The organism is Mesorhizobium sp. BHscii, assembly GCF_053848065.1.
Window position 1 is genome coordinate 226,683 of the sequence record NZ_JBSPKW010000003.1, and the last position, 21,512, is coordinate 248,194.

Below are 21,512 nucleotides of genomic sequence, written 5' to 3' on the forward strand. Positions count from 1 at the left end.
GTTCGGAAATGGCTGGTCTCGTTGGCAAGTTTGTCGGGAAAACCCGGGCGCCTCTAGCGCTTAAAGTCAGGCCTTGATGTTTATGGCCGCGCCACAATCCGCCGACATGCAGTCGGTCCTCCACAACAACATTCAGGCTCTGGTTGACCATCGACGAGAGCAGGAGCAGCGTCGGGCGTTTCAAGATCGAATTGCCGGCGTCATTTCCCGTTTCGCGGGGAGCATGTCATTCGTGTACCTGCACCTTGCAATCCTGATCGTCTGGGTCGTGCTGAACCTTGGGGCGATCCGGGCTATTCCACCCTGGGACCCAAGTTTTGTGATATTGGCAATGGTAGCCTCGGTTGAGGCGATCTTCCTGTCCACCTTTGTACTGATCAACCAGAACAGAATGGCTGAGCTCAGCGAGCGCCGCGCTGAGCTGGATCTGCAAATCAGCCTGCTCAACGAGCACGAAACCACGCGACTGATCGAAATGATGTCCGCTCTGACGGAGCGTTTGAAGGTACCGACGCCAGCAGATGACGAACTGCCCCAGCTAGCTCAGAACGTGGATCCTCAAGCGGTGATGAGCCAAATCGAACGGGTCTCTGAAAACCAGACCAAAAGCTAGAATTTATTGCGTGCCAAGGTCGACACGAACATCTGAATTGCCGGTCCGGCATTCAGAGTCTTTTTCATTTCCAATCAGCTAAGTGATTGAAAATGGCGCGAGTGACGGGGCTCGAACCCGCGACCTCCGGCGTGACAGGCCGGCACTCTAACCAACTGAGCTACACCCGCGCAAGACGAGCACGGTCAGCCGTGTTCGTCGTTGGGGCGGTGGATAAGGCGTAAGCCACCGGGTGTCAAGCGGAGCGCGACAGCATAACAGCAAACAGGAGAAGGTTTTTTGACAAGCCGAATTTTGTTGCCGAAAACGATCAACGGTGAGGGCATCGTGCGCTCATTTGGCCTTGCGAACCCCGTCCTAACTGCTTAAAGGTCCGGCCCGGAGCGGGCGATTAGCTCAGTTGGTAGAGCGCTTCGTTTACACCGAAGATGTCGGCGGTTCGAGCCCGTCATCGCCCACCAGTTTGATTACACATCATAATTTCTGGTTTTCGGCCTTTAGGCTTCAGTTCGAATGCTGCTTACTAGCTACAAAATAGCAAACTTGGGCTGGTTGGGTGAGAACAAAAATGCCTCGCCGGATCACCTCGGGTTTGTAACGGCGATTTCCATGCCCTAATTGAAAGCGCAACGAAAAGAATGGCGGCCCGTCCAAGGGCCTAGGCCATCTTCAGTCAGAGGGCGATCCTCCGGGATCTGGGAATTTGGACTAACCCTGTCGCTCACGCGAGCCAGATAGCGTGGAAACGCTCAGGCCGATGTAAATCATCCACGAAATGAGTTCGCCCATGCTGCCGATGTTGGCAATCACTCCCGCGCCCCCTTTGTATTTATGGGTGACGACCACCAGCCTCAGGGGGTCCGTATGTAGGCGCTTCCGGCATTGTCGCGGCTGAGGACAGCCGGCTCGACGGCGAGCCGCGCAGACCGCGAGAGAGGCTCGCGATGAGCACGGCAAGGATCGCAGTGACGAAGATCCCGTCGAATGTTCCGGCGCCGCCGATCGAGGCGACGGGCGCGCCAAGTCCTTGCAGATTTCCGAGATTGAGCAGGTCCGCGCCGGCGAGTGTGCCGAGGCTGCCGCCGACGTAAGCAAGCGGCGCCGCATATTGTCGGGAAAGCAGCAGAGCCACGAGACCGGTGCTGATCGCGGGAACGAACACCGGCAACGCAATGCCGAGCCCGGGCACCGGTCGAGCCAGCCAGTGGCAGACGGCGGCGACGACGGCAGTCGCCAGCAAGCCGCGGCCCCACAGTCCGTTTTTCGAAAGCAGATAGATTGACATCAATATCGGGATCAGCGCCCCGCCGACATTCACCGCGATGATGGTCCCAGGCCAATCGAGGACGACTGGCACGAAATAACGCATGCCGAAGTAATCCACCACTCGGCCGGAGAGGACTTCCTGACCAGGCAATTCCGCCAGAGGAAGATTGAGGTAGCTGCCGAGAAGTGAGCCGAGGAGAAGGAGCAGCGCAGCACGGGCGCTGATACCGAGGCGTGTGTACGCATATTGCAACACTCCGAGCTGAATCAGCGCCACCAGAACAAGGAACGACAGCGCCAGCGCGAAAAAAAGAGGCGCAGGAAGAGGGAGATAGTGAAGTTGGCTCAAACGCATCGAAGCCTCCTGATATACGGGCGAGTGTTCTGTCGACATGGCCGGCACCGATTTGCCTCCATTCAACGACTACCCCGCGGGCAACCGGAGCGGCCCGCCGCAGCAATGGAAGCAAGCGCCGGGCCAGTGGGCTAAGCGTTTGTCGGGCTTACGCTATTGGGCTGGGACCGGAGAGTGGAAGGTGGATATCCACCACTCATCGGTGGCTTGCGTGGCTCTCAGCGTGGCGCGTTCTGCCGCTGCAGGTTATGGCGAGCCATGCGGTACCGTAGGGTTTCGCGCGTGAGGCCAAGCCTCCGCGCTGCGGCCACGACATTGTAGCCCTCGCGCTGCAGGATCGACTCCACTATCAACTTCTCCATCGCATCGAATGTCATGGAGCCGTCCAACGGAAGAGAGATGACGTCGCCTGAAGCCATCGTCTTCGGGAGGGCACCGGCCGGCGCGATTTGCAGCCACTCGCCCGGCAGCTCTTCGCCGGTGGAAAGAAGCACCGACCGCTCCACCACATTGCGCAGTTCGCGGACGTTTCCCGGCCAGTCGTATGCGGCAAGGAGCGCGCGCACGGATTGAGGAACGCGTTTAACCCGCTTGCCGGCAATCGCGTTGAACTCGCGAATGAGACCGTCGACGATCTCGTCGATATCCGATTTGCGGGCCCGCAATGGAGGCAGATCGAGCTGGAAAACGCTGAGGCGGTGATAGAGATCCGCCCGAAAGGCTTTTTCGGCCACGAGTTCCGGCAGATTTCGGTTGCTCGCCACCACGACATGCACGTCGACGGGTATCATCCGCTCGCCGCCGACGCGGCGGATCGCCTTGTCCTCGAGCGCCTTGAGGAGTTTTGCCTGAAGGTCGAGATTGAGTTCGCCGATTTCGTCGAGAAACAGTGTGCCTTCGCTCGCCTGTTCCATGAAGCCGCGATGGCTGCCTTTCGCTCCGGTAAAGGCACCGGCCTCATGGCCGAAAAGCTCGGACTCCACGAGGTCGCGCGGCAAGGCTGCGCAGTTAACCTCGACGAGAGGGCCGTCGGCGCGCGTGCCGCTGTGATGCAGGATCCGCGCCGCAAGGCCTTTGCCGGTGCCGGTCTCCCCCGAGATGATGACACTGCTGAGCGGGATTTGGCACAGCCTTTCAAGCGTATCGCGTACGCGCGCGGCATCCTTGCTGCGACCGATGAAGGCGGCCGGGCTGAAGCGATTGCGCTGCTGCGAAGCTTCGTCGGCGATCCGCCTCTGGGCGCGCGCGCCGCGCCGCGCTGCGGCAACGATGCGCTCGAGCCGGTCGCGATCCATTGGCTTGGTCAGAAAATCGAACGCGCCGAGACACTTGGCTCGCTCCGCATCCGGTGCCTCGCCGAAGCCGGTGAGGAATATCCATTCGCGGCTGTCGCCCTCGCGGCGGGCACGTTCCAAGAGGTCGAGCGCGTTACCGTCGGGCAAGTGCAGATCCGACAGCACGACGAGCCCTTCATAGCCAGACCCGAAGACGAAAGAGCCCGCTTCCTCGAGGCTGCGGACGAGGCGCGTCCTCCAGCCCACGCGTTCGAAATATCGTTTGAGGTCGATGCCGAGCATGGCGTCGTCCTCGATGATCAGAAGCTCGTCACTCATCGTACTTCGACTTTCGGCGGCTGCGCGATCCTGGCTGTGGTTTGTTTACGCTACCTCCTACAGAGGTGGTTGAAAACCACCAATGGCTGAAGTGGCCCAGATCCGAAAACCATAGCAGGCGGGACCGTGAAGGTTCGGCGATGCGGGTTTCCTTGGAAAAGCTGATCGAAAGCCCCAATCGGGCTGTTGGCCCGTTCCTTGATTGGTGATCCTGGTCCACGGCGGCAGCGCTAATGAGGCAAAAAAGATGCGCGCCATCATCCTGGACAAACCGGCGCGCTGGGTCTGCGTCACATGATCGCAGCGACGCCGCACCAACTCAGTGCCGCCGCGAACCGCCTAACCAGGAGGAAAACATGCCAATACCATCAGATCTGCGCTCACTGACCTCGCCGCAGCGCAACGCCGTCGTCGCGAGTTTTCTTGGCTGGATGCTCGACGCATTCGACTTCTTCATCCTTGTCTTTGTCATGAAATATGTGGCTGAGGAATTCGGGACAGACATTGAACGGGTCACGATTGCTCTCACGCTGACGCTCGCCATGCGGCCCTTGGGAGCGCTCATCTTCGGCTACGCCGCCGACCGCTTTGGCCGTCGGCCGGTACTGATGGTCAATATCCTCCTCTATTCGGCACTTGAATTCGCGTCCGGCTTCGCACCGACCTTGACCATGCTCATCATTCTGCGAGCGCTCTATGGCATCGCGATGGGCGGTGAATGGGGCGTTGGGGCGTCGTTGACGATGGAGACGATCCCGCCGAAGACTCGCGGCCTCGTTTCCGGGCTCCTACAGGCCGGCTACCCGGCGGGCTATCTCCTGGCCTCTCTTGCCTTCTACCTGCTTTTTCCGCTGGTCGGTTGGCGGGGTATGTTCATGATCGGCGCGCTGCCTGCGCTCATTGTGTTCTATGTCCGCTCAAATATCGACGAATCGCCCGTCTTCCTGGCGCGCCGCCAAAAGCCCGATCGGAGCGCCTTGTGGCGCACACTGCGGCGGCACGCGGGCCTGGCAATCTATACGATTCTCCTGATGACAGCCTTCAACTTCTTTAGCCACGGCACGCAGGATCTCTATCCAACCTTCCTCGAGGTGCAGCAAAAGTTCTCAACGACGACCGTTGGAGCGATCGCCGTGGTTTACAATGTCGGCGCGATCTTTGGCGGCATCACCTTCGGCCTCTTGTCGGAAAGGATCGGCCGCCGGCGCGCTATCGTGCTCGCAGCCCTACTTGCCATTCCCGTTATTCCGCTTTGGGTGTACTCATCCGGTCCGCTGCTGCTGGCGCTCGGCGCGTTCCTCATGCAGTTCGCTGTCCAGGGCGCATGGGGCATCATCCCCGCGCACCTTAACGAACTGTCGCCCGACGAAATCCGCGGCACGTTCCCGGGCTTCACCTATCAACTAGGCAACCTCCTCGCCTCCGCCAATGCAACTCTGCAGGCTGGGCTCGCCGAGCACTACAACGGTGACTATGCTTTCGCTTTTGCCATGGTCGTCGGCGTCGTCGCCGTCGCTGTTGTGCTTCTGGCCGGCTTCGGTGTGGAGGCGAAAGGAGTCGAATTCGGAAGAGCGCAAGACGATAATAGGAGCGGGGATAGCAGCCGGTTGGAAAGAGACGCCGTCGCGTCGTCCTGATCGTTGAACCGTTGTGGAACATGTTTGCTGTGCGTAACGCCCGACCTCGATCAACAGTGAGCCGTGGCAGCTTGCAATCGCGCGGATTGGAAGGGGGAGTGCCAACATGATGTCGAGATCTTCTCCTTCTCTCGCCGCCCGCCAACCCTTCCTTCTCGCGCTCGGCTTCGCGATCCTTGTGATGATCAGCGGAACATCCGTATGGTTGGTGGCCCAGTCGCGCGGTGATTCCAGGCAGGTGATCTGGACCCTCAACGCCAAGGAAAAACTTCTTGATTTGCAGGGTCAGATCTGGCGGGCCGAAAGCGATCAGCGCGGATTGCTGCTTACCGGAGCTGAACGTTATCGTGACGCCTTTCTCGCCGACGTGGAGGCGGTGAAAATTGCACTGGCTGAAGCCAAGGCGGCACTATCTGGTAACGTGGGGGAGGAAAGCCGTCTGCCGCTTGTCGCAAAGCTTGACGCGGCCGTAACGGCGGAAGTCGCTCTTCTCGAAGAGGCCGTTGCTAAACGGGAAAGCGGCGAGCTCGAGCGTTCCCCCTCTCTTGGAAGTGATGCGCTGGTGCAGTCACGAGCCGAGGACATTCGGACGATTATTGCGCAACTTGTCCGGCACGAACAGCAGTTGCTTTCACAAGCGATCGGCGCTTCGCAGAGCACCGCTCACCTGCTCCTGGTCGCGAGCCTTTTCGGAGCATCCCTAATCATTGCCCTGGCGGCGACCTCGGTTGCCCTGGTGCGTCACTCGACGAGCCGGCTGAAGACCGCCCAGAGAGCGCTGGAACAGGCAAACGAGTCTCTCGAGGCAACGGTTGCGAAACGCACCGCCGAACTGCGGGAAGCCAACGAGGAAATCCAGCAATTCGCCCATATCGTCAGCCACGACTTACGCTCGCCGCTCGTCAACATCATGGGCTTTACGGGTGAGCTGGAAGTGCTGCGCAAGGAGCTCTTCGGACGCATTTCCTTGCTCAGGGCGCGCCTTGAAGTCGATTCGGAGCCGGATGAGCGGCTTGCGCTGGAATTTGCTGAAGCGCTGGGGTTTATCAAAAGCTCGATCACGCGCATGGACCGGCTCATCAAGGCCATTCTCAAGCTCACCCGCGAAGGCCGCCGCGAGCTCCGTCTGGAACAAATCGACATGACGGAGCTCGCCCGTGCAGCGGCCGATGGGTTCAGTTATCAGGCACAGGAGGCCGGCGCTTCGATCACGATCGAGCCCTTGCCGCCATGCGTCGGCGACCGCCTTGCTCTCGAGCAGATCTTCGCCAATCTCCTGGAGAACGCCTTGAAGTACCTGCGCGACGACACGCCGGGCGAGATCCGTGTGACCGGTCGAGCGACGGCGTCGGAGCTCGTCTACGAGGTGAATGACAACGGACGCGGCATCGATCCCAAGGACCGCGAACGTATCTTCGAGATATTTCGCCGCTCGGGCCCTCAGGACCGTCCGGGGGAGGGGATTGGCCTCACATATGTACGAACTCTTGTCCGTCGCCTCGGCGGCGCCATTACCGTCCGTTCCGATGCTGGTCGGGGGAGCACCTTCGCGGTGACGCTGCCGCGCCACGCGTCGGGCAATTTGCCGGAGAAAAACCAATGACTACCCATGTCACGATTGTGATGATCGAGGACGATGAGGGCCACGCGCGCCTTATCGAGAAAAATATTAGACGGGCCGGCGTACGCAACGACATTGTCGCGTTCCGCGACGGCACGAGCGCGATTGCCTATCTGTTCGGTGGAAATGGCGCGGGCAGCACGCACGCCGGCCGGGCACTGCTCATACTGCTCGACCTCAACCTGCCGGATATGTCGGGCGTTGACATTCTGAAACGCATCAAAGCAGACGAGCATCTGAAGCGTTCGCCCGTGGTGATTTTGACAACGACGGACGATCAGGACGAGATTAGGCGGTGCTATGATCTTGGCTGCAACGTCTACATTACCAAGCCGGTCGAATATGAAAGCTTCGCCCATTCCATCCGGCAATTGGGGCTCTTCTTCTCGGTTATCCAAGTGGCAGAGAATTCGTGATGGCGCCGATCCGGCTCCTTTATATAGACGACGATCCCGCCCTTCGGCGCCTGGTCAGCAAGGAGTTCGAGCGGCACGGTTATAGAGTTCAGCTCGCAGCGACAGGAGAGGAGGGGCTTCGCCGCTTGCGCGCAGGCGGCATAGATGTCGTGGCGCTCGATCATTACATGCCGGGCCAGGATGGGCTTCAGACGCTCGCCTCCATCCGCGCTGATCCCGATGCACCGCCGGTGGTCTATGTGACCGGCTCGGAGGAGGGGCGGGTGGCGATCGCGGCGCTGAAGGCAGGCGCGGCAGACTACGTCATCAAGGATGTCGGTGGCGAGTTTCTCGCGCTATTGCGGGTAGCAATCGAGGGCGCCCTGGCTCAGGCGAAGCTGCAGCGCGAAAAGGAGGAGGCGGAAGCGGAGGTCCGCGTCACCCGTGACCGGTTTGAGGCACTCGCGGCCGAAAGAGCCGTGCTGCTTCGCGAAGTGAACCATCGGGTCGGCAACAGTCTGCAACTTGTCTCTTCCTTCCTCCTGATGCAAAGCGACATGAGCCACGATGCGCACGTAAAGGGCGCTCTCGCCTCCGCCTATGGCCGTGTGCTTGCCATCGCCCAGGTGCACAAACGCCTCTATACGTCAGACGATGTGCGCACAGTCGCACTCGACAGCTATCTCCACGCGCTCGTCGCAGATATTGGCGCCTCCGCTGCCGGCAACGGGTGGCTCTCGCTTGCGGCCGATCCGGTCGCGGTTGACCCGGACCGTGCCGTAGCGGTGGGCGTTATTGTTACCGAATTGATCATCAACGTGATGAAACACGCGTACCCCTCCGGGAAGGGTCCCGTTCGCGTGGCTCTGCATGCGCCGTCCGGAAGCGACATTCGCCTTTGCGTAGAGGATGATGGAATAGGTACCCGATCACGTTCCGCAGAGGGTTCCACAGGGCTTGGACAACTTATCATCGAGGCGATGGCGGTGAAGCTCGGAGCCGTTGTCACCGTCCACGCAAGCGACCGTGGCACCCGGGTCGTTGTCGATTTTCCCGGAGCCGAGGCCACACAAGTGGTGGATTAGCCACATCCGAGTGGTTGATATCCACTGCTAATCGCCCATCAGTCGGAAAATATCACGAAAAATCAATCTCTAGTATCTGGCACACCGTGTGCATCACCTTTGATAGCCGCGATCGGCAACTTCGACTTACTAGAAGGAAACATGTCATGGCCAGATCTGTAAAAACCAAGAACTCGCGGGCTCGCCGCTTGACGGCGGCTCTGGCAGCCCTTTCGTCCGTCTCCGTGCTGAGTCTCGCGGCGATCGTGATGGAACCCGTCGCGCTACACCGTGCTAATGCGCCGGGCTGGAATGCTGCGGCGCAGGCGGCAACACCACCAGCCGCGGCTGAGCCGGGCGATTTTGCCGATATTGTTGCGCGGGTGAAGCCTGCGGTCATTTCCGTGCGGGTGGAACTCGACGGGTCGCAACAGACCGCAGACGAGGGTCAAGACGGTTCTCCCGATAGCGGTGGCGGAAGCGGAGTGATAATCGGCCAGGGCTCCGGCTTCTTCATCTCGGCGGACGGCTATGCCGTGACCAACAATCATGTCGTCGATCATGCCAAATTGGTCGAGGTCACGACCAATGACGGGCAGAATTACAGCGCAAAGGTCGTCGGCACCGATCCGAAGACCGACCTTGCCCTGATCAAGGTCGACGGCAGCGATTTTCCGCATGTCAAATTTGCCGACGAGCGGCCGCGTGTCGGCAACTGGGTGATCGCGATCGGCAACCCCTATGGCCTCGGCGGCACGGTCACTGCCGGCATTGTTTCCGCCGAGGGGCGCGATATCGGCGCCGGTCCCTATGACGATTTCATCCAGATCGATGCGCCGATCAATCGCGGCAATTCGGGCGGGCCTGCCTTCGACGTCAACGGCGATGTGATCGGTGTCAACACGGCGATCTTCTCGCCCTCTGGAGGTTCGGTCGGCATCGGCTTCGACATTCCGGCCGATACGGCAAAAGCCGTGATCGCCGAATTGAAGGACAAGGGCTATATCACCCGCGGCTGGCTCGGCATCCAGCAACAGCAGATCACCCCGGATATCGCCGACAGCCTCGGGCTGAAACAGGCGAAGGGCGCGCTCATCGACGAGGCCGAGCCGAACGGGCCGGCGGCGAAGGCCGGTGTCAAGCCGGGCGATGTCATCACCGCCGTCGACGGCACCGCGATCAACGATCCGCGTGAACTGGCGCAGAAGATCGGAAGGATGGCGCCAGGCAGTTCAGCGACTTTGAGCGTGCTCCGCAATGGCGCAGTGCAGGACATCTCGCTGACACTCGGCACGATGCCCGCCGATCGTACTCCTGAGGTCGTCGCGGCAAACGACAGCGGCAGCGTACCGCCCAACGAGCAGAATCTCGGTTTTCTGATTGCTCCGGCAAGCAAGGTGGCCGGTCCCGGCCAAAAAGGCATGGTCGTCGTCGCCGTCGATCCGAATGGCGAGGCCGCACAGCATGGTCTCTCCACCGGCGACATCATCCTCGACGTCGGCGGCAAGGCGGTGTCGAATGCCAAGGATTTCCGCCAGGACCTGATGTCGCTCCGGAAGGAAGGCAAGTCTGCTGCGCTGGTGCGGGTCCAGTCGGGCGGCACCACCCGTTTCGTCGCACTGCCTCTCGACCACGCGTAACCCAGTCGCAGGCTCATCCCTAACGGGGCCCGAACCCGGGGCTCGTTAGTTGTCTTGGATTGGAGGGACTCCAGGATCTGCAGCCCGCAACATGCGGGCTGCACGTAGCCCCTCGATCTGCCGACCCAGTTCTTCTGAGATGCAGCGGTGTCCACAGCTTTGCGGGCTCGGCGCGAGCCTCCGAATTCATGGAACCGGGTCCTTATCATAGAAGGGAATGAGCATGATTTCCTCATGCCTCGCTCCCAGAAAGCGGGAGTGCATGTAATGTATAGCCGGGTTGTCATCGCCATGGTCGCTCTCGGCTCGATGCTCGGCGGAATAGCGATCGCGCCGCTCGCAGCCAAGGTGCCGGTACTTCTCGCCACCGGCGCCGACACCAGCAGGGCTGAAGCAAATCAGATTCGGTTGACTGGAACCGGGAGGTGGCTGTTCCTGAGGCGCAACCAACACTATCTCTCCGCCATCGGCACGCTCGTCGTGATCGCGCTCTTCGGAGCCGCGATCTTCCATCTGACGGCAGAGGTCCGATATGACGACGTCGTCTCGGCACTAGCCGATACGAGCTGGCGTTCAGTGGTTGCGGCCATTCTGTTCACCGGCTTGAGTTTCCTGGCGCTGACCTTCTACGACGTCGGCGCCCTCGACTATATTCGGCGCAAGCTCCCCTATGCGGATGTCGCGCTGACGGCCGCCTGCGCGTATGCGGTCGGCAACACCGCGGGCTTCGGGCCGTTGAGCGGCGGCGCGATCCGATATCGATCCTATTCACGGCTCGGCCTAGCGCCTGACGACATTGCCCGCGTTATCGCGTTCGTGACACTCGCCTTCGGGCTGGGCCTCGCGGCCGTCGCGTGTCTGAGCCTGCTTGCCGTCGGCGAATACGTCGCGCCGCTCACCGGCCTCGATGCGTTCTGGCTGCGTACGATAGCCGGCATCGTGCTTGCCGGCCTGCTCGCGGTCCAGATAGCCGGGCGCAGCGGCCATGAGGTGAGCATTGGTCGCTTCACTCTGCGCCTACCGGATTCCAGGACATCGTCGCGTCAGTTCCTGGTGACGGCGCTCGATCTCGCGGCATCCGCCACGGTTCTCTATGTGCTCCTGCCGACCGGAACGATCGGCTGGCCGGCTTTTCTTGCCATTTACTCCATCGCCGTCGGGCTCGGCGTGCTCAGCCACGTGCCTGCCGGGCTCGGTGTTTTCGAGACCGTGATCGTCGCGACGCTTGGGCATGCGGCCGATGTCGACGCGATCCTTGGCGCGCTCGTCCTCTATCGCGTCATCTATCATGTGCTGCCGCTGCTGATCGCCATCGTCGTGATCATCGGCATGGAGGTTCGCCAGCTCGCCGGCCATCCGGTGGCTTCAAGCATCCGCCGTGCCGGCCGTCGAATGACGCCGCTTCTGCTCGCCACACTCGCGATCGTCCTCTCTCTCATGCTGGTGCTTTCCAGCGTGACGCCGACACCGGACGAGAATCTCGCCTTCCTCGCGAATTACGTCTCGCTCCCCATCATCGAAGGCGCGCACTTCCTCGCGAGCATTTTGGGCCTCGCGCTCTTCATCGTCGCGCGTGGCCTGGCGCTGCGCCTCGACGGGGCTTGGTGGGGATCGGTCGTGCTCGCGGCCGCGGCACTCATGCTTTCGCTGCTGAAGGCGGTGGCGCTCGTGGAGGCCGGCATGCTTGCCTTCTTCCTCGTCGGCCTGCTGGCAAGCCGGCGCCTTTTCGTTCATCGAGCCTCGCTCTTCGGTCAGGCCCTGACCGTACCTTGGCTGACGGCACTCGGCGTTGTCTGCCTCGGCGCCTTCGTCGTCCTGCTGTTCGTCTATCGCAATGTCGAATACAGCCACGAGCTCTGGTGGCAGTTCGAATTCTCGGCGGAGGCGCCGCGGGGTCTTCGTGCGCTGCTCGGAGTGACGATCGGCGCGAGCGCGGTGGCGATCTGGAGTCTGATGCGTCCAGCCGCGACTGCTATCGCGCCGGCCTCCAATGAGGATATGGAGCGGGCGATCGCCATCCTCGAGACGCAGGACATGTCAGACGCCAATCTCGTGCGCATGGGTGACAAGAGCATCATGTTCTCTGCCGACGGCCGCGCCTTCATCATGTACGGCCGCTGGGGGCGCTCCTGGGTCGCGCTTTTCGATCCTGTTGGTCCGGGTGAAGCCTGGCCGGACCTCATCTGGCAGTTCATCGAGACGGCACGATCCAATGGCTGCCGGGCAGTCTTCTACCAGGTTTCTCCGCGCGGGCTTGCCTATTACGCCGATGCAGGCTTGAGGGCCTTCCGCCTCGGTGAGCTTGCAGAGGTCGATCTCACGCGCTTCGAGATGAAGGGCGGCAAATGGGCGACCTTGCGCCACCAGGTGGGCCGCGGCCAGCGCGATGGTCTGGAGTTCTCGGTGGTGGACCCCGCGGACGTGCCGGCCATCCTGCCGGAACTCGCCGCCATCTCCGATGCCTGGCTTGCCCATCACAATGCGCGGGAGAAGGGCTTTTCGCTCGGCGCCTTCGATCCGCAATATCTCGTAACGCAGCCGGTTGCGATCCTTAAATGCAAGGGGCGCATCGTCGCATTCGCTAACATCCTCCTCACGGGCACGAGGGAGCAGGGCTCGGTCGACCTCATGCGTTTTTCGTCGGAGGCGCCGAAGGGGTCGATGGACTTCCTGTTCGCGCAACTGATGGAATACCTCAAGGCGCAAGGCTACCGGCGCTTCAATCTCGGCATGGCGCCGCTTTCCGGCATGTCCTCCCGCAGCACGGCGCCGGTCTGGGATCGCGCCGGCCGGACCTTCTACGAGCACGGCGAGCGCTTCTACAACTTCAAAGGTCTGCGCGCCTTCAAGTCGAAGTTCCACCCGCACTGGCAGCCCCGCTATCTGGCGGCGAGCGGCGGTCTCAGTCCCATCCTCGCGCTCATGGATGCGACGTTCCTGATCGGCGGCGGCATCAAGGGAGTGATCAAGAAATGACCCGCATAGCAAGGATCTGGAAAGGCGCTGCCTTGGCGACGCTGATAGCTGCGGCGGCAAGCCTCCCCTCAGCGGCCGAAGAGGCGAGATTCGACACCGGCATGATCCCGTCGCCACATATATTGTTGCCGAAGCAGGACGCATCCGGGCTCGTCGTGCTGCTTTCCGGCGCGGACGGCTGGACGGAAAAGGAAGATGCTATTGCGCACTCGCTTTCCGGCGATTATGCAATCGTCGTAGGCATCGATCTCAAGGCCTATCTGGCCGCGCTCGCCAAGGACGACGGAGATTGCATTTACACGGTCTCGGATATCGAATCCTTGAGCCAGCAGGTTCAACGCGCCGCCGCTAGCGGTGCCTACCGGCCGCCGGTCGTCGCCGGGGTCGGCGCCGGCGGTGCTATGGCGCTGGCGATCGCCGCCCAATCTCCCGCCGCAACGATCGGCAAGACCCTCGCAGTCGATCCCGAAGAGGGCATTGCCTTGACCAAGCAGCTCTGCACGCCGGCCGAGAAGGAGACGAAGGGCGGCCGTATGGTATATGGCTTGACGGACGGCCCCTTGCCGGACCCGGTCAGCGTCACGTTCTCACCCGCGGCGTCCGCCGAGGGGCGTCAACATGTCGCCGCGCTGGTGGACAAGCACCCGGACATCGAAACCACGGACACGGAGGACGACGCCTATGCCGCCCTGTCCGGCGCACTCTCGGAATATCTGCAGGAGGGCGACGAAACAGACAACCCGTTCGGTCTGCCGCTCACCGTCCTCGACGCGAAACCGTCACGCGACACCATGGCCGTGATCTATTCCGGCGATGGTGGCTGGCGCGATATCGACAGGGAGGTCGGCAATGCCCTGCAGCAGCAGGGTGTGCCGGTGGTCGGGATCGATTCGCTCCGCTATTTCTGGTCCGAGCGCCAGCCGCAGGCGACCGCCGACGATCTCGCCCGGATCATCAGCTATTATCGAAAGCGCTGGAATGTCCGCAGCGTGCTGCTGATCGGATATTCCTTCGGCGCCGATATCCTGCCGCGCACCTACAATCTGCTTCCGCCCGCGACCCGCACTGTAGTGCGCCAAGTCACGCTCATGGCGCTATCGCATCAGGCTGACTACAAGATTTCCGTCCTCGGCTGGCTCGGCGCTGAAGGCGAGGGGAGCGCCGGCGACCCGGTCGACGACATCAAGGCGATCGATCCGTCGCTCGTGCAGTGCATCTATGGCACGGAGGAAGAGGACGATGCCTGTCCGGCGCTGAAATCCTTGGGCATCGGTGTGATCGCTATCAATGGAGGTCACCATTTCGATGGCGACTATCAGGCCCTGACGCGTCGGGTGCTCGACGCGCTGGACCGGCGACTCGCGGCGGCGAAGTGACTGCGCTCCCGCGCGGAGCCGGCTGGTGATGCGGCTCCAGCCGGCGACCCTGTCGAGATCACTTTCGCGAACCTCCCCGTATGTGTGTTGTCTTATGCAAGTGCCGGCGCTTGGTCGCGGCTCGACAGGGGATGATTGCGACAATCAACGGCCATGTGGAGTATACTCCGTGATGGATGCGCTCGCTGACTTCGAGGCAAACTAAGCGCTTTTTAGTTTCCGCACTTTTTGTCGGGTTAGATCGGGGCGGCTCGGGATTGCAAAATCCATCGAGCGAACAAGCGATCTGTGACGGACCCACTGAGCCGGCCATGGGCGGCAACGCGACTGCGCGCCGTTGCTCGAACAAAAGTTGCATTTAGCGTTGAGATATACTTCTGTATATGGATGATGTAATAAATCTAAAAAAGTACATTTGTTTTTTAATTATTGTTAACCATGTGTTAGTCGAGGTTGTCCGGTTAACGCTTGAGGAAACTATTGAGGTTATGTTTCGTACCTCGCTGATATATGAGTCTTAGGTAATGTGCGGATTCGGGGGCTATTTAGGTTCGATCCGGGATGCGGAAGCTTTGCTTGCGCGCATGATAGCTGCGATCGCCCATCGCGGGCCGGATGAGCAAGGGAAATTTGTAACACCCGACGCTGGCCTCGGGCATGCGCGGCTATCTGTAATCGGGATCGGTGATGGCCAGCAGCCGATGTCCGACGTATCGGGCAACTTGACCATTGCGTTCAACGGCGAGATTTTCAACTACCTGGAACTGCGCGAAGGGCTGATAGCCAAGGGCCGGCGCTTCCGTACGTCGAGCGACACAGAGGTCATCCTGCACCTGTATGACGAGATGGGCGAAGACTGCCTGCCGCTTCTGAACGGCGATTTCGCCTTCGCGCTATGGGATAACAGGCGTCGGCGTATGGTGCTTGCACGAGACCGGATGGGTGTCCGGCCGCTGTTCTACACGAACAAGGACGGCGTGCTTTACTTCGCATCGGAGATCAAAGCCCTCATGAAGGTCCCCGGCGTCTCAGCCGAAATCGATCCGATTGCACTCGACCAGATATTTACACTGTGGGCGCCGATCGCTCCCCGCACGGCTTTCCGCAATATCCATGAGCTGGAGCCGGCAAGCGTGATGATCGCGACTCAGGGGCAAGTCACGGTCAAACGCTATTGGCACCTCGACTATCCGCATCGGGATGCGCCGTCGACGGTCACGAACGAGGACGATGCGGCCGAGGAGCTGCAGGCCCTTTTGACCGATGCGGTGAGGCTTCGCATGCGCGCCGACGTGCCGGTCGGTTCTTATCTTTCGGGCGGGCTCGATTCGTCCCTTGTCTCGGCGCTTGCCGCCGGCATGACTCCTCTCAAGCTGCAGACATTTTCCGTGACGTTCGACAGCGCCGAGCACGACGAAAGCGCCTTCCAGACCGAGATGGCTTCAGCACTTGGCACCCATCATCGAACCATTGCCTGCCGTGCCGGCGATATCGCCGGTGTCTTCCCTGAAGTCATCCGCTTTGCCGAGCGGCCGATCATCCGCACGGCCCCGGCCCCCCTCTATCAGTTGTCCGGGCTCGTTCGCCAGGCTGGCCTGAAAGTGGTGCTGACTGGCGAGGGCGCCGACGAGGTCTTCGCAGGCTACGATGTCTTCAAGGAAGCGCGTGTTCGCCGGTTCTGCGGGCGGCAGCCGGCATCGCGCATGAGGCCACAGCTGTTCCGCAGGCTTTATCCCTATCTGCCGGGTCTGCAGCAGCAGTCAGTGGAGTACCTGGCTGCGTTCTTCGGCGCCGGTAACACTGCGCTCGACGATCCGCTGTTCTCGCATCGGCCGCGCTTCAAGACCACGGCGGCAGCGAAGATTTTCTTTTCCGGCGACCTGCGTGCGACGTTGAAGGGCTATGACGCGGCTGAGGACCTTGTCAGCCAGCTGCCGCAAGCATTTTCCCTGTGGCATCCACTGCATCAGGCACAATATCTCGAAAACCGCTTCCTCCTGCCGGGTTATATACTCTCCAGCCAAGGCGATCGCATGGCGATGGCGCATGGAATCGAAGGACGTTTCCCTTTCCTCGATCCTCGTTTGATGGCATTCGCGGCAAGACTACCGCCGGAGATGAAGCTGAAGGGATTGGTGGAAAAGCACATACTTCGCAAGGCAGCCAAGCACCTCCTTCCGACGGCGATCCGGGGGCGCACCAAACAACCTTACCGAGCCCCGGACGCCAGCTCCTTTGTTGGAGCCGGAGAACTGGATTACGTACGCGACTGCTTGAGCGAAGCGAGCATCGCTGCCGGCGGACTATTCAACGCCAAGGCGGTGGCAAACCTTCATGAGAAATGCCGCACGCAGCCAGTATCTGGGTTTCGCGACAACGCGGCCTTCGTCGGCATTTTGTCGACGCAGCTGTGGCAGAAAAATTTCACCGGCCAAGAGGTCGGTGCGGCACGAGCAGCCTGAGGATGGAAGGAAAGAAAATGGTTACAATCAAGGACAAGGTCAGAACTTTTATCGTCGACAACTTCCTGTTCGGCGACACGTCATACCAGCTTGCAGATACAGACTCGCTGATCGAGAACGACATCATCGACTCGACCGCCGTGCTGGAATTGGTGGCATTCATCGAAGACGATTTCGGTATAGCGATGGTCGATTCCGACGTCGTACCGGCCAATCTGGATTCGATTGAACGTCTCTCATCCTTCATCAGTGCGAGAGCAAAGGCGCTGGCAGCGTAGGTGCCCGCGGCGAGGAGCGTCCATGCGGATCGAACATTTCCTGGCCGCGAAGGCCGCTGCCCATCCCGCCAAAACGGCATTGATCACCAAAGACAAAAGGCTGAGCTTCGAAGAACTGGACGATCTTTCGAGCCGCCTGGCCGCCGCCCTTTTTGTGAATGGCGTCAGGCGCAACGACCGGGTCCTGATCTTCATGGACAATTGCTGGGAGGCCGCGGTTTCGATTTTCGCCGTCCTCAAGGCAGGAGCGACGTTCAGTCCGATCAACTCATCCACCAAGGCTGAAAAGCTTGCCTACATCATCGCCGATTGCGACGCTGCCGCGATCCTCACGCAGGCAAAACTGATGCCCGTGGTCGCTGAGGCGTGCGGATCGAGCGGCGAGACCGGCATCTTCGTGGCTTCCACCGCTGGTAGCGATGGCCAATGCCCGGCAGGGGCTGCATCCCTAGCGGACTGCCTGACGCTCGAAGCCAGTGAGATCGACCACGGCGGCATCGACGTCGATCTGGCTATGCTCATCTACACCTCAGGCTCAACGGGCCGGCCCAAGGGCGTGATGATGACGCACCGCAATTGCGACGCGGCCGCGGACTCGATCACCACCTATCTGCGCAACTCGCCAGACGACATCATTTTGAATGTTCTTCCCCTTGCCTTCGACTATGGCCTCTATCAGTTGCTGATGGCCGTCAGGCTCGGCGCCACGCTGGTGCTCGAAAAGTCCTTCGCTTTTCCTCAAGCAGTCTTTGAACGTATCCGCGAGGAGGGCGTCACCGGTCTTCCGCTCGTGCCAACTATGGCGGCGATGGTCCTGCAGATGCGTGACCTGACGCCGGGCTTCCTGCCCAGCCTTCGCTATATTTCGAATACGGCAGCGGCCTTGCCGCAGGCGCACATAGAACGTCTGCGTTTCCTTTTTCCCGGTGTCAGACTCTATTCGATGTATGGCCTGACGGAATGCAAGCGCTGCACCTACCTGCCGCCCGAGGAGCTCGATCGCCGGCCGGGGTCGGTCGGCATAGCCATCCCGAACACCGAAGCCTTTGTCGTCGACGACCAGGGGCAACGCGTGCCGCCAGGCGTAGCGGGTGAACTGGTCATTCGCGGACCGCACGTCATGCAGGGTTACTGGCGCAACGAAGCAGCAACCGAACGGGCCCTGCGGCCTGGCCCAAACCCTTGGGAGAAGGTTCTCTATACCGGCGATCTGTTCAGGACCGATGAGGATGGCTTTCTCTATTTCGTCGGGCGCAAGGACGACATCATAAAGACGCGGGGGGAGAAGGTGGCCCCGAAGGAGGTGGAGGCCGTGCTTCACGCCCATCCGGGCATCGCGGAGGCCGTTGTCGTCGGCGTGCCGGATCCGGTGCTTGGGCATGCGATCGGCGCACTCGTGATACGCTCGGACCCGAAGCTAAGCGAAAAGGATGTCATGCGCCACTGCGCACGTCATCTTGAGGATTTCATGGTCCCCAAGGTCATCGAGTTCCGCTCGGAATTACCAAAAACGGATACGGGCAAGGTCAGCCGCCGGCTTGCTGCAGAGATGATGGATGCCGCGCAATGAGTGTTCGCCCCAGCGACGACGCCCAGACCATTCTGGCGCAGGCCCTGGCGATCGACCCCGCCGCCGAAACGGACAGGATCGTCACCGCTTTGCGCCAGCAGTTGCGTGGTATTCGCAAGCGGGGTCTCACGCTCGGTCTTTCGGGTGGGATCGATTCAAGCGTTTCGGTGGCGTTGGCCGCGCGAGCCGTCGGGCCTCAGAATGTATTGTGCCTGTTCATGCCGGAAAACGATTCCGATCCGGAAAGTCTGCGGCTCGGCCGCCTTGTCGCCGACACTTTCGGTGTCGAGGCTATTGTGGAGGATATCGGGCCGGCTCTGCGCGCCATGGGCTGCTATGAGCGTCGCGACGCCTTCATCCGCGAACTGGTCCCGGAATATGGCGAAGGCTGGGCCTCGAAGATCGTGATCGCGAACGCGCTTGAGGGCGAAGGCTACAATATTTCGTCGCTGGTGGTGCAGGATCCCAAGGGCAAGCAGACGAAAATAAGAATGCCGCTGCCGGTCTATCTCGGTGTCGTCGCCGCCACCAACATGAAACAGCGCACCCGCAAACAGATCGAATATTATCATGCCGATCGCTTGAACTTCGCCGTTCTTGGAACGCCGAACCGGCTGGAATACGATCAGGGTTTCTTCGTCAAGAACGGTGACGGCGCGGCTGACGTCAAGCCGATCGCACATCTCTATAAAACGCAGGTCTATGCGCTGGCGGCCTATCTCGGCGTTCCAGAGGAAATCCGCAAACGGCCGCCGACCACCGATACCTACTCGCTGGCGCAGACGCAGGAGGAGTTCTACTTCTCGCTTCCCTATGACCGGATGGATATTTGCCTTTTCGGCCTCAACAAAGGCGTGGCGGCCGAAGTGGTCGGACAGGCGGCGGGACTAGACGCCTCACAAGTGGAACGCGTCTGGGCCGATATCACCGCCAAGCGAAAAGCCACGCGCTATCTGCACCTGCGCCCGCAACTCGTTGATGAGGTCGAGGAAATCAGTACCTGAACTGGCTCTCAAACCTAGCCACGGCGAGCGCTTCAGGGTGACCGATGTTCCGCCCCCCATTGCCCTGTTCGTCTTGAAATGTGATCGGCTTTCCGTGGACGGAGCAAAAGGAGTTTCTCGATGAGACTACGTTGGAGGTTCTCGGGTTCGCCTTGCGCTCTGGCGAGAGGCTGGCGAACCGGAATGCGCTCGGCCAGTCGGACGGAAATCGGCGGTGCTGGACTAGTTGCCGTGGACAAGGCTTAATGCTGCGCGGCGAGGTTGCCGGGGGCGATTATGAGATCACCGCAGCAAATGACCGATGGCGGCGATGTTCTCGATGCTGTCGTCATCGGGGCCGGCTGGGCCGGCCTGGGTGTCAGCTATTGGCTGGCGCGACGGGGTCTGCGCCACAGCGTATTGGAGCGGGGCCGCATAGGAGAGACCTGGCGCACACAGCGATGGGATTTATTTCGGATGAATACTCCCAACGTGCAGACCGTCATGCCGGGCGATTGCTATGACGGTCCGGATCCGGATGGTGCCCTGACGCGCGATCAGTTCGTCACTCTCCTTGAGGATTTCGCCGGGCGCAACGCGCTGCCGATCGAACCGGATACTGCGGTAAGCGAACTCACGCGCGAGAATGGCGCCTATCGGCTGACCACCTCACACGGCACGATTTGGGCGCGCAATGTGATCGTCGCAAGCGGCAGCCTGAATTGTCCGGTGCGCCCGGTCTGGGCCGCCGCGTTGTCGCCAGCTCTCCGCCAGATCGACGCTTCCGGCTACCGCAGCGCTGCCGATCTGCCCGACGGAGCGGTGCTGGTGGTCGGAAGCGGCCAATCTGGTGCTCAGATCGCGGAGGAATTGGCGGACGCGGGCCGAGCAGTCTTCCTTGCGACCAGTCGTGTCGGACGGCTCCCACGGCGCTACCGGGGTCGCGACATCATGGTCTGGCTGCTCGAAAGCGGGTTTCTCGACGTGCGCCGGGAGGAAGTCATTCGACTTGCGGGACGCATCCCGCCGCGTGGCGTGCTCGGGTCGACGCATACGATAAGCCTTCAGGCGCTGAGCGCCCAGGGTGTCGTGCTGCTTGGGCGTCTCACCGGCATCGAGGATGGCGGCAGCCTCTCGTTTGCCGACGATCTCGAAGCGAATGCCCGCTTTGCGGATGAAGCCTCCGAAAATGTCAAACGCCATGTCGACGACTATATCAGCCGCATGGGGATCGATGCACCCGTTGCGGAGCCCGACCCGGCGGAGACGGTCGCGATGCGTCAGCCGAACCCGATGATCGGTTCGCTCGATCTCTCCCGCTCCGGCGTAACGAGCGTGGTGTGGTGCACGGGCTTTAAGGGCGATTTCAGTTGGATGAGGCTTCCCGGTGCGCTCGACAGCGCGGGACAGCCTGTTCACGCGGATGGCGTGGCCGCCCTGCCGGGCCTTTACTTCGCAGGGCTGGACTTCGCCTCCACACGCAAGTCAGGCATCATCTTGGCGATCGCCGAGGAAGCACCTCGCCTTGTCGAACATATCGCAGGGCATTCGTGACCCGCCTGGCATAGTCAAGAAGCTCCTGACAGTCAGGGCCGGATCAGTGTCAGAGGCCGGCAGATCGTCAGTCACCGCCTTGCGCCGCCACCAGGGTCACGTCTCGCCG

15 protein-coding genes and 2 tRNA genes are annotated in these 21,512 nt (G+C 61.1%); 14 read left to right on the plus strand and 3 right to left on the minus strand.

What is annotated here, in order from left to right; genetic code table 11:
- Window positions 1-82 precede the first annotated feature (82 nt).
- Window positions 83-613 carry a DUF1003 domain-containing protein gene (locus tag ACWTU7_RS06305; RefSeq protein WP_455838302.1) on the plus strand — a complete coding sequence of 177 codons (531 nt, stop codon included), beginning with the start codon at window positions 83-85 and terminating at the stop codon, window positions 611-613.
- Window positions 614-706: 93 nt separating this feature from the next.
- Here ACWTU7_RS06305 and ACWTU7_RS06310 read toward each other — a convergent pair.
- Window positions 707-783 (minus strand) — tRNA-Asp (locus ACWTU7_RS06310).
- A gap of 215 nt (window positions 784-998) precedes the next feature.
- On the opposite strand from ACWTU7_RS06310, the gene ACWTU7_RS06315 reads away from it, so the two are divergent.
- Window positions 999-1,074, plus strand: a tRNA-Val gene (locus ACWTU7_RS06315).
- A 368-nt stretch (window positions 1,075-1,442) separates the two neighbouring features.
- Here ACWTU7_RS06315 and ACWTU7_RS06320 read toward each other — a convergent pair.
- Entirely contained in the window at window positions 1,443-2,234 is a 792-nt protein-coding gene (locus ACWTU7_RS06320; protein WP_455838303.1) for a DUF1614 domain-containing protein, read from the minus strand.
- 218 nt (window positions 2,235-2,452) lie between these two features.
- On the minus strand, window positions 2,453-3,847 hold the full coding sequence (locus tag ACWTU7_RS06325) for a sigma-54-dependent transcriptional regulator (RefSeq protein WP_455838162.1): 1,395 nt from the start codon (window positions 3,845-3,847) through the stop codon (window positions 2,453-2,455).
- A 356-nt stretch (window positions 3,848-4,203) separates the two neighbouring features.
- Here ACWTU7_RS06325 and ACWTU7_RS06330 point away from each other — a divergent pair, with 356 nt between their 5' ends.
- The 12 genes from ACWTU7_RS06330 to ACWTU7_RS06385 all read left to right on the plus strand — a co-directional run bounded on the left by ACWTU7_RS06330 (window position 4,204) and on the right by ACWTU7_RS06385 (window position 21,403).
- Complete coding sequence (locus ACWTU7_RS06330) at window positions 4,204-5,484, plus strand: MFS transporter (RefSeq protein WP_455838163.1); 1,281 nt, start codon at window positions 4,204-4,206, stop codon at window positions 5,482-5,484.
- A gap of 106 nt (window positions 5,485-5,590) precedes the next feature.
- Window positions 5,591-7,087, plus strand: coding sequence for a sensor histidine kinase (locus ACWTU7_RS06335; protein WP_455838164.1), 1,497 nt, complete (start codon window positions 5,591-5,593; stop codon window positions 7,085-7,087).
- Window positions 7,084-7,521: a response regulator gene (locus ACWTU7_RS06340; protein WP_029353524.1), complete on the plus strand. Its 438-nt coding sequence runs from the start codon at window positions 7,084-7,086 to the stop codon at window positions 7,519-7,521. The genes ACWTU7_RS06335 and ACWTU7_RS06340 overlap by 4 nt, the downstream gene beginning before the upstream one ends.
- Window positions 7,521-8,585 carry a sensor histidine kinase gene (locus ACWTU7_RS06345; RefSeq protein ID WP_455838165.1) on the plus strand — a complete coding sequence of 355 codons (1,065 nt, stop codon included), beginning with the start codon at window positions 7,521-7,523 and terminating at the stop codon, window positions 8,583-8,585. The genes ACWTU7_RS06340 and ACWTU7_RS06345 overlap by 1 nt, the downstream gene beginning before the upstream one ends.
- Before the next feature lie 146 nt (window positions 8,586-8,731).
- Entirely contained in the window at window positions 8,732-10,204 is a 1,473-nt protein-coding gene (locus ACWTU7_RS06350) for a trypsin-like peptidase domain-containing protein (RefSeq protein ID WP_455838166.1), read from the plus strand.
- A 267-nt stretch (window positions 10,205-10,471) separates the two neighbouring features.
- Window positions 10,472-13,180 (plus strand): bifunctional lysylphosphatidylglycerol flippase/synthetase MprF, encoded by a 2,709-nt coding sequence (gene mprF, locus ACWTU7_RS06355; RefSeq protein WP_455838167.1) that lies wholly within the window; start codon window positions 10,472-10,474, stop codon window positions 13,178-13,180.
- Entirely contained in the window at window positions 13,177-14,556 is a 1,380-nt protein-coding gene (locus ACWTU7_RS06360) for a virulence factor (RefSeq protein WP_455838168.1), read from the plus strand. Before mprF ends, ACWTU7_RS06360 begins: the two co-directional genes overlap by 4 nt.
- Window positions 14,557-15,080: 524 nt before the next feature.
- Window positions 15,081-17,018, plus strand: coding sequence for an asparagine synthase (glutamine-hydrolyzing) (asnB, locus tag ACWTU7_RS06365; RefSeq protein ID WP_455838169.1), 1,938 nt, complete (start codon window positions 15,081-15,083; stop codon window positions 17,016-17,018).
- 17 nt (window positions 17,019-17,035) lie between these two features.
- Entirely contained in the window at window positions 17,036-17,296 is a 261-nt protein-coding gene (locus ACWTU7_RS06370; RefSeq protein ID WP_029353536.1) for an acyl carrier protein, read from the plus strand.
- 22 nt (window positions 17,297-17,318) lie between these two features.
- Complete coding sequence (locus ACWTU7_RS06375) at window positions 17,319-18,866, plus strand: class I adenylate-forming enzyme family protein (RefSeq protein ID WP_455838170.1); 1,548 nt, start codon at window positions 17,319-17,321, stop codon at window positions 18,864-18,866.
- A complete protein-coding gene (gene nadE / locus ACWTU7_RS06380; protein WP_455838171.1) occupies window positions 18,863-19,870 on the plus strand; it encodes an NAD(+) synthase in 1,008 nt (335 codons plus the stop codon). The genes ACWTU7_RS06375 and nadE overlap by 4 nt, the downstream gene beginning before the upstream one ends.
- A gap of 294 nt (window positions 19,871-20,164) precedes the next feature.
- Window positions 20,165-21,403, plus strand: a complete 1,239-nt coding sequence (locus tag ACWTU7_RS06385; RefSeq protein WP_455838172.1) for a flavin-containing monooxygenase — start codon at window positions 20,165-20,167, stop codon at window positions 21,401-21,403.
- Window positions 21,404-21,512 lie beyond the last annotated feature (109 nt).